The following is a 9234-nucleotide window of genomic DNA, read 5'->3' as shown; positions in this document are numbered from 1 at the left end:
CACGCGCCGCAGCCGATGCACTCGGCGTGCTCGAAGGCGAAGTCGGCGTCCGCCTTGGGCACCGGCGTGGCGTGGGCCTCCGGCGCGCCACCGCCGTGCGCGTCCGACTTGGCGCCCGGCCGGCGCTCGCTCGGGCGCGTCACCGGGTCGCCGGCCTCCAGCGCCGCGTCGCGCCGCTTGGCGCCGAAGTCGGCCAGGGCCTCCGCCAGCTTGTGGACGGAGGGTTCCGGGGCCATGACGTCGACACGCAGGCCGTGCTCCTCCGCCGTCTTCGCCGTCGCCGGGCCGATGCAGGCGATCACCGTCACGTTGTGCGGCTTGCCCGCGATGCCGACCAGGTTGCGGACCGTGGAGGACGAGGTGAAGAGCACCGCGTCGAAGCCGCCGCCCTTGATCGCCTCGCGGGTCTCGGCCGGCGGGGGCGAGGCGCGCACGGTGCGGTAGGCCGTGACGTCGTCGACCTCCCAGCCCAGCTCGATCAGACCGGCCACCAGGGTCTCCGTGGCGATGTCGGCCCGCGGCAGGAAGACACGGTCGATCGGGTCGAAGACCGGGTCGTAGGGCGGCCAGTCCTCCAGCAGACCCGCCGCCGACTGCTCACCGCTCGGCACCAGGTCCGGCTTCACGCCGAAGGCGATCAGCGCACGAGCCGTCTGCTCGCCCACCGCAGCCACCTTGATACCCGCAAAAGCCCGAGCGTCAAGGCCGTACTCCTCGAACTTCTCCCGGACGGCCTTCACCGCGTTGACCGACGTGAAGGCGATCCACTCGTAGCGGCCGGTGACCAGGCCCTTGACCGCGCGCTCCATCTGCTGGGGCGTGCGCGGCGGCTCCACGGCGATGGTGGGCACCTCGTGCGGCACCGCGCCGTAGGACCGCAGCTGGTCGGAGAGCGAGGCCGCCTGCTCCTTCGTGCGCGGCACGAGCACCTTCCAGCCGAACAGCGGCTTGGACTCGAACCACGACAGCCGGTCGCGCCGGGCGGCGGCGGAACGCTCGCCGACCACGGCTATCACCGGCCGGCCGCCCTCCGGCGAGGGCAGCACCTTGGCCTGCTTCAGCGTCTGCGCGATCGTGCCGAGGGTGGCGGTCCAGGTGCGCTGGCGGGTCGTCGTACCGGCGACGGTGACGGTCAGCGGGGTGTCCGGCTTGCGGCCGGCCGAGACCAGCTCGGCCGCCGCGGCGGCCACCGCGTCCAGGGTCGTGGAGACGACCACCGTGCCGTCGGAGGCGCCGACCTCCGTCCAGCAGCGGTCGGAGGCGTTGCGGGCGTCCACGAAGCGCACGTCCGCGCCGTCGGCGTCCCGCAGCGGCACACCGGCGTACGCCGGCACCCCCACCGCGGCCGCCACACCCGGGACCACCTCGAAGGACACCCCGGCGGCGGCGCAGGCGAGCATCTCCTCGGCCGCGTCCGTGTCGAGTCCGGGGTCCCCGGACACCGCACGGACGACCCGCCTGCCGCCCCGCACAGCCTCCATGACAAGATGAGCGGCATCCCGGGCAGGGGACGGGGCAGCGGCGGTGGCTGACGTGCCGTCAACGACCGTGAGCTGCGGCGTGCCCGTGCCCGGCGGCGACGTGGAGAGGTTCCCGTCGGTGTGCACGACGGAGACGCCCTGCCGCGCGTGCGTCCGGATCACGTCGAGCACCTCGGGCTCGGCGATCAGGACGTCCGCGTTCGACAGTGCCTCCACGGCGCGCAGAGTCAGCAGTCCCGGATCCCCGGGTCCGGCACCGAGGAAGGTGACGTGCCCGTGTTCCGGACCGGCGGCAGGAAGGGCGGTGGGGCTCAATGTGCTCGCTCCCCCATCAGACCGGCCGCGCCCTGGGCGAGCATCTCGGTGGCGAGGTCGCTACCGAGTGCCAGCGCACCCTCGTGCGTCTGGGGCACGGGACCGGTGGTGGACAGCTGCACCATGCGGGTGCCGTCGGTGGTCCCGACGACGCCGCGCAGGCGCATTTCCTTGACAACCTGCCCGTCGCCCAACAGGTCGGCCAGCGCACCGACGGGTGCGCTGCAACCGGCCTCCAGGGCGGCGAGCAGTGACCGTTCGGCGGTCACGGCGGCCCGCGTGAACGGGTCGTCGAGTTCGCCGAGCGCGGCGATCAGGTCCGCGTTCTCCGCGGCGCACTCGATCGCCAGGGCCCCCTGGCCGGGGGCGGGCAGAACCGTGTCGACCGACAGGAAGTCGGTCACCTCTTCGATGCGGCCGAGCCGGTTGAGCCCGGCGGCGGCCAGTACGACCGCGTCCAGCTCGCCGTCGCGGACGTACCGGATGCGGGTGTCCACGTTGCCGCGGATCGGGACCGTCTCGATGTCCAGGCCGTGGGCGCGGGCGTACGCGTTCAGCTGCGCCATGCGGCGCGGGGAGCCGGTGCCTATGCGGGCGCCGCGCGGCAGGTCGGTGAACTTCAGGTCGTCGCGCGCGACGATCACGTCCCGCGGGTCCTCGCGCACCGGCAGGGCCGCGAGGACCAGCTCCGCGGGCTGCTCGGTGGGAAGGTCCTTGAGCGAGTGAACGGCGAAGTCGACCTCGCCGCGCGCCAGCGCCTCGCGCAGCGCCGCGACGAACACACCGGTGCCGCCGATCTGCGCGAGGTGCTCGCGGGAGGTGTCGCCGTACGTGGTGATCTCGACCAGCTCGACGGGCCGCCCGGTCACCTTCCGGACGGCGTCCGCCACCTGCCCGGACTGGGCCATGGCGAGCTTGCTGCGCCGCGTCCCCAGTCGAAGTGCCTTGTCACTCATGCCGGTCGGTCCTTCGTTTCTGTGCTGTCCTCGGCCCGGGAGACGGAGGCGACCGTCTCGGGGTCGAGGTCGAAAAGGGTGCGCAGCGCGTCCGCGTACCCGGCGCCGCCGGGCTCGGCCGCGAGCTGCTTGACCCGCACGGTCGGCGCGTGCAGCAGCTTGTCCACGACCCGGTGCACGGCCTGGCGGATCTCGCCGCGCTGGCGTTCGTCCAGGTCGGGCAGGCGGCCGTGCAGCCGCGCGATCTCGGAGGCGACGACGTCGGCGGCCATGGTGCGCAGCGCGACCACGGTCGGCGTGATGTGCGCCGCCCGCATGGCCGCCCCGAAGGCCGCGACCTCGTCCGAGACGATACGCCGCACCTGGTCCACGTCGGCCGCCATCGGCGCGTCGGCGGAGGCCTCCGCGAGCGACTCGATGTCCACCAGGCGCACCCCGGCCAGCCGGTGCACGGCCGCGTCGATGTCGCGGGGCATGGCCAGGTCGAGGAGGAAGAAGAAGGGCGCCGGACGCTCGGCGACCGGCTCGGGACGGCGCCGCTCGGGAATCCGGCCCGCGGTCGCGGCGGTCGCGGCGAGCGCGGTGATCAGCTCGGCGTCCGCCTCGGCGGCCTCGGGAGCGCGACCGCCCGCCGGGCGCGTGTTGCCGCCGGCGGCCCAGGCCGCGTGCTGCTCCAGGGTGGCCGCGTCCATGCCGGCCACCGCGGCCTCGCCCATCACCGAGAAGCCGGGCTGCGCGGCGGCCAGGTCCAGGGGGCAGTTCTCGTCGGCGGACGGCTGCGGGGCCCCGGTCCGCACGGCCGCCGGAGCGGTGTCGGCGACGACCGGCTGCCCGGTGCGGCCCTCGACCGCCTGCGCGACCGCCTCCGCCGTGAGCACCAGGCCCGTCGCTCCGGTACAGGAGACGACGACGTCGGCACGTGTCAGCTCGTCGCCCACGGCGTCCATCCGCACCGCGCGGGCGCTCACCGCGTTGTCGTCGGCCTCGTGCAGGATCTGCACGAGCCGCTCGGCGCGCTCGAAGGTCCGGTTGGCCACGGTGATCTCGGCGACCCCGGCCCGCGCGAGCGTGGCGGCGGCCAGCGAGGACATCGAACCGGCGCCGATCACCAGCGCCCTGCGGCCGGTGGCCCAGCGCCGGACGTCGCCGCCCGCGGCCAGCTGCTCCAGGCCGAAGGTGACCAGGGACTGGCCGGCCCGGTCGATGCCGGTCTCGGAGTGGGCGCGCTTGCCGACCCGCAGGGCCTGCTGGAACAGGTCGTTCAGCAGCTTGCCCGCGGTGTGCAGCTCCTGGGCGCGGGCCAGGGAGTCCTTGATCTGGCCGAGGATCTGGCCCTCGCCGACGACCATCGAGTCCAGACCGCAGGCCACCGAGAACATGTGGTGGACGGCCCGGTCCTCGTAGTGGACGTACAGGTAGGGGGTCAGTTCCTCCAGGCCGACGCCGCTGTGCTGGGCGAGCAGCGTGGACAGCTCGGCGACACCGGCGTGGAACTTGTCCACGTCGGCGTACAGCTCGATGCGGTTGCAGGTGGCGAGCACCGCGGCCTCGGTGGCGGGCTCGGCGGCGACCGTGTCGTGCAGCAGCTTGGTCTGCGCGTCCGCGCTCAGCGCCGCCCGCTCCAGCACGCTGACCGGAGCGCTGCGGTGGCTCAGTCCGACGACGAGGAGGCTCATGCCGGCATCACCGCGGGTACGTCCCCGTCGGGGCCCTGGTCGGCGGAGTCGTCGCGCGGGGTGACCGCGGCGGGCACGGCGCCGTCACCGGCGGGGGTCTCCTCGCCGGACTTGCGCTGCTCGTGGAAGGCGAGGATCTGGAGCTCGATCGACAGGTCGACCTTGCGCACGTCGACGCCCTCCGGCACGGAGAGCACGGTCGGCGCGAAGTTCAGGATGGAGGTGACACCGGCGGCCACGAGCCGGTCGCAGACCTGCTGGGCGGCGCCGGCCGGGGTGGCGATCACGCCGATGGAGACCCCGTTGTCCTTGATGATCTTCTCGAGCTCGTCGGTGTGCTGCACGGGGATGCCGGCGACCGGCTTCCCGGTCAGCCCCGGGTCGGCGTCTATCAGCGCGGCGACCCGGAAACCGCGGGAGGCGAACCCGCCGTAGTTGGCGAGGGCGGCGCCGAGGTTGCCGATACCGACGATGACAACCGGCCAGTCCTGGGTGAGGCCGAGTTCGCGCGAGATCTGGTAGACGAGATACTCCACGTCGTAGCCGACACCGCGCGTTCCGTAGGAGCCCAGGTAAGAGAAGTCCTTGCGCAGCTTCGCGGAGTTGACCCCCGCCGCCGCGGCCAGTTCCTCGGAGGAGACCGTGGGTACCGAGCGCTCGGACAGCGCGGTCAGGGCTCGGAGGTACAGCGGAAGCCTGGCGACGGTGGCCTCGGGAATCCCTCGGCTGCGGGTCGCCGGTCGGTGTGTTCGGCCAGTTGCCACGGTGCTCCTGCGGGTAGAGCGGGGCTGCGGGCGGTCATACGTCCCCAGACCGCCCCGTCGAAAGCAGGCTATGTCTTTGTGAACGCGTGCACAAAGATGGTGTCCGATTTGCCCGGCAGAAGTGACCGGGGTCACGCAACTTTCACGCCGTTGGCGGGAACCAGCGGCAACCCACCGGCGCGCCTTCATTACTGGGGGCAAAACCGCCCACGCTCCTCACGAATCCCGCCCCCGAGACCAAACCGCCCATCGATCCTAAGCGAATTTCGGGACGTTTGGACTAGTCGGTCAGTGCCCGGCGTAGCCGGTCCGCGTCCACGCGCCAGAAGGTGTGCTGCTCGCCGTCGATCAGGACGACGGGGATCTGCTCCCAGTACTCGTCGTGCAGCGCCTTGTCCTCGGTGATGTCCTTCGGCTCCCAGGGCACCCCGAGTTCCCCGCAGACCTTCTCGATCACGGCCTGCGCGTCGTCGCACAGATGGCAGCCCGGCTTGCGGACGAGGGTGACCAGCCGCTCACCGGGCTCGGTCTTCTCGGTCTTGCGTCGGAAGAGTGGACTCATACCGGCCATTCTCGCGCGCCGCCCGCCACACGCCGGTTAACCCTCGCCTCACCCAGAGTTCACGCCCTTCCGACCTCTCGGCTCCGGAAGCACCGAACGGACTGGCTATGCTCACGACATGGCCGCTCTCGGATGGCTCACTCCCCGTAGGCGCTCCGCCACGGCGCGGAGCGTGTTGGCAGGCGAGGCCTCGGCGGAGGCCGCCCGCAAGTCCTCGCAGGAGGCGGAGGAGACCCGGCCGCAACCGGCGCAGGCCCCGGAGGAACCGCAGTTCCCGGTGGTCGGCGACGACAAGGCCGCCGCGTTCTTCGACCTCGACAACACCGTGATGCAGGGCGCCGCGATCTTCCACTTCGGGCGGGGCCTGTACAAGCGGAAGTTCTTCGAGACCCGCGACCTGGCCCGGTTCGCCTGGCAGCAGGCCTGGTTCCGGCTGGCCGGCGTCGAGGACCCCGAGCACATGCAGGACGCCCGCGACTCGGCGCTCTCCATCGTCAAGGGCCATCGCGTCGCCGAGCTCCAGACCATCGGCGAGGAGATCTACGACGAGTACATGGCCGACCGCATCTGGCCGGGCACCCGCGCCCTCGCCCAGGCCCACCTGGACGCGGGCCAGAAGGTGTGGCTGGTCACCGCGGCGCCGGTGGAGATCGCCACGGTGATCGCCCGCCGCCTCGGCCTGACCGGCGCGCTCGGCACGGTCGCGGAGTCGGTCGACGGCATCTACACCGGCCGGCTGGTCGGCGAGCCGCTGCACGGCCCGGCGAAGGCGGAGGCGGTGCGGGCGCTGGCCGCGGCGGAGGGGCTGGACCTCTCCCGCTGCGCCGCGTACAGCGACAGCCACAACGACATCCCGATGCTCTCCCTCGTCGGCCACCCCTACGCCATCAACCCGGACGCCAAGCTGCGCAGGCACGCCCGGGAGCAGGACTGGCGGCTGCGGGACTACCGCACCGGCCGCAAGGCGGCGAAGGTGGGCATCCCGGCCGCGGCGGGCGTCGGCGCGGTGGCCGGCGGGACGGCCGCGGCGATCGCCCTCAGCCGGCGACGTCGATAAATCCGCACTTCTCTGCGATCGGCGCCGTCTCCCCAGGTCATGCCCGTGCCGACGGCCCGGATTATGCCGCGGCCACTTCAACACGCCCATGACTTTGCCGAAAGACGCCGTCTTTCGGTCACCAAGTGATCAGATTGCGGAACTTGACAGGGCGCCAATCGGTAACAGATGCGACGCAATCGATGATTTGAGCAACTCGGTGTAGCAGGCCCTGCACGAAGCGTTATTCTCCTCAGACGCAAACCGGTACCCCTCCGTCGCTACGACGGGTGAACGGTTCCGCACTGCACGTGATGAAAGCTCTGCCTCTGGGAGTCCCGTGTACCCACACGTCGGGGTTGACGCCTCGGGCCTGGCTACGCTGCGCGCAACTGTCGCAACGGTCAAAGAGACGCTGCGCGGCCTCGTCCCCACCGCGCACGCCGTCCCCGCCTTCGCCGCCGCCGCGCCCACGGGCCCGTGCTACGCACTGGCCGACGGCGGCGCCGCCGTCGGCAGACGAGGGCGGTCCGCCGGAGCCGGCTCCGCGGCCACCGCCCGCCGGCCGGCCGCCGACAGCGACAGCGCCCGGATGATGGACCTGGTCGAGCGCGCCCAGGCGGGGGAGGCCGAGGCCTTCGGCCGGCTGTACGACCAGTACAGCGACACGGTCTACCGGTACATCTACTACCGCGTCGGCGGCCGGGCGACGGCCGAGGACCTGACGAGCGAGACCTTTCTGCGCGCCCTGCGCCGGATCGGCACCTTCACCTGGCAGGGCCGCGACTTCGGCGCCTGGCTGGTGACGATCGCCCGCAACCTCGTCGCCGACCACTTCAAGTCCAGCCGCTTCCGCCTGGAGGTCACCACCGGCGAGATGCTGGACGCCAACGAGGTCGAGCGCTCCCCGGAGGACTCCGTCCTGGAGTCCCTGTCGAACGCCGCGCTCCTGGACGCCGTGCGACGGCTCAACCCGCAGCAGCAGGAGTGCGTGACGCTCCGCTTCCTCCAGGGGCTCTCGGTCGCCGAGACCGCCCGGGTCATGGGCAAGAACGAGGGCGCCATCAAGACGCTCCAGTACCGCGCCGTCCGCACCCTCGCCCGGCTGCTGCCGGACGACGCCCGCTGACCGCGGGCGACCACCAACTCACCTTCTGTGAACGCGGGTTGCGTTTCCCGACCGATCATCCGGCGTCCGTAACCCAAGTGCCGCGCCAGTCGTTGTGCGGGATACAGGCTCCCTGTGGTCGCTTCCCGGCCGACCCATCGCCCGTTCGTGTGGCGGAGGTCGGGGTGTGCAACCCTCAGGACCCCCTGGGGAGTCGACCGTCATGACGAGAGGAGGTGCCGCCAGTGATCGCGAACGTATCGGCGCACCGGCGGGCGAACGCCTTCGCCCAGGCCCTGGAGGAGCAGTCCGACCGGGACACGGCGGCCGAGCAGTCCGCAGCACCGGCGGGTCCCCCGCCGGACCCCGAGGATCCGACCGAGCAGGGCCGGCTGCTGGCCCTCGCGGACGGCCTCGGCGCACTGCCCAGGCCGCAGCTCGACCCCGAGGTCAAGGTCGTCCAACGCGCCCGGCTGGTGGCCGCGATGGAGGCCATGTTCCAGGAGGGGGCCGGGGCGGCGGACGTGTCGGTGCCGGGTCAGCGCAAGGCGAAGGGCGCGCACCGGGCGAGCCCGCTGGGCAAACTCCGGCCGCGGTCCAGGCTGACCAAGGGCCTCGCGGCCGGCGGGCTCAGCGTGGGCGTGGCCGCCGGGGCCTTCGGCGGGGTCGCCGCCGCGAGCTCCGACGCCCTGCCCGGGGACTCGCTGTACGGACTAAAACGCGGCATCGAGGACTTCAAGCTCGACTACCTGAGCGACGGCCAGGACCAGCGCGGCCAGACCTACCTCGACCAGGCCTCCACCCGGCTCGGCGAGGCCCGCCGGCTGATGGAGCGCGGCCGCGGCGGGCAACTCGACCACGAGTCCATCGGCGAGATCCGCCGCACCCTGTCCGGGATGCAGCGCGATGTCACCGAGGGCCACCGGCTGCTGCACGCGGCCTATGAGGCCGACCCGGACTCGCTGGGCCCGATCCAGGCGCTGTCCACGTTCTCCCGGTCCCACCGCGAGGCCTGGAGCGCGCTCAGCGACAAGCTGCCGGTGCAGCTCGGGGACGTCAAAGAGCAGGTGTCGTCAGTCTTCGACGCCATAGACCAGGAGGTCGCCCCGCTCCAGTCCCTGCTGCCGCAGCAGCCCACCCAGGGCGGCGACGGCAAGCACCGGGACTCCGGGTCTGCGTCCACCGGCTCCGCCGGCGGCCACCGGTCGGCCCCGCCCAGCCACACCCCGTCCGCCGGTCACTCCGCTCCCGGCGGCCCCAGCGGCACGGCCACCGACAGCACCGGCGACGGCCTGCTGGGCGGGAGCACGGGCGGCCTGCTCGACCCGCCGAAGTC

8 protein-coding genes are annotated in these 9234 nt (G+C 72.6%); 3 read left to right on the top strand and 5 right to left on the bottom strand.

The features are described 5' to 3' along the window. From FRZ03_RS24235 to FRZ03_RS24215, 5 genes are all read right to left on the bottom strand, one after another. Positions 1-1796, bottom strand: a 1796-nt coding sequence (locus tag FRZ03_RS24235; RefSeq protein ID WP_261399321.1) for a bifunctional uroporphyrinogen-III C-methyltransferase/uroporphyrinogen-III synthase, incomplete at its 3' end; no start/stop codon positions are given. Next, positions 1793-2752, bottom strand: a complete 960-nt coding sequence (gene hemC, locus FRZ03_RS24230; RefSeq protein ID WP_070022633.1) for a hydroxymethylbilane synthase — start codon at positions 2750-2752, stop codon at positions 1793-1795. The genes hemC and FRZ03_RS24235, both read right to left, overlap by 4 nt. After that, a complete protein-coding gene (locus tag FRZ03_RS24225) occupies positions 2749-4428 on the bottom strand; it encodes a glutamyl-tRNA reductase (RefSeq protein ID WP_146467263.1) in 1680 nt (559 codons plus the stop codon). The genes hemC and FRZ03_RS24225 overlap by 4 nt, the downstream gene beginning before the upstream one ends. Next, positions 4425-5192, bottom strand: a complete 768-nt coding sequence (locus FRZ03_RS24220; protein WP_146467262.1) for a redox-sensing transcriptional repressor Rex — start codon at positions 5190-5192, stop codon at positions 4425-4427. Before FRZ03_RS24220 ends, FRZ03_RS24225 begins: the two co-directional genes overlap by 4 nt. A gap of 280 nt (positions 5193-5472) precedes the next feature. Beyond that, positions 5473-5763, bottom strand: coding sequence for a glutaredoxin family protein (locus tag FRZ03_RS24215; RefSeq protein WP_146467261.1), 291 nt, complete (start codon positions 5761-5763; stop codon positions 5473-5475). Positions 5764-5872: 109 nt separating this feature from the next. On the opposite strand from FRZ03_RS24215, the gene FRZ03_RS24210 reads away from it, so the two are divergent. The 3 genes from FRZ03_RS24210 to FRZ03_RS24200 form a co-directional block, all read left to right on the top strand. Next, positions 5873-6811 (top strand): HAD family hydrolase, encoded by a 939-nt coding sequence (locus tag FRZ03_RS24210; protein WP_146467260.1) that lies wholly within the window; start codon positions 5873-5875, stop codon positions 6809-6811. 319 nt (positions 6812-7130) lie between these two features. Then, entirely contained in the window at positions 7131-7919 is a 789-nt protein-coding gene (locus tag FRZ03_RS24205; protein WP_146467259.1) for an ECF subfamily RNA polymerase sigma factor, BldN family, read from the top strand. Positions 7920-8143: 224 nt separating this feature from the next. Then, a partial coding sequence (locus FRZ03_RS24200; protein ID WP_146467258.1) for a DUF5667 domain-containing protein occupies positions 8144-9234 on the top strand: 1091 nt, incomplete at its 3' end.

Source organism: Streptomyces misionensis (genome assembly GCF_007896895.1).
GTDB classification, from domain to species: domain Bacteria; phylum Actinomycetota; class Actinomycetes; order Streptomycetales; family Streptomycetaceae; genus Streptomyces; species Streptomyces misionensis_A.
Note: the sequence above shows the minus strand (reverse complement) of the source record. Positions and strands in the feature narration are given on the sequence as shown.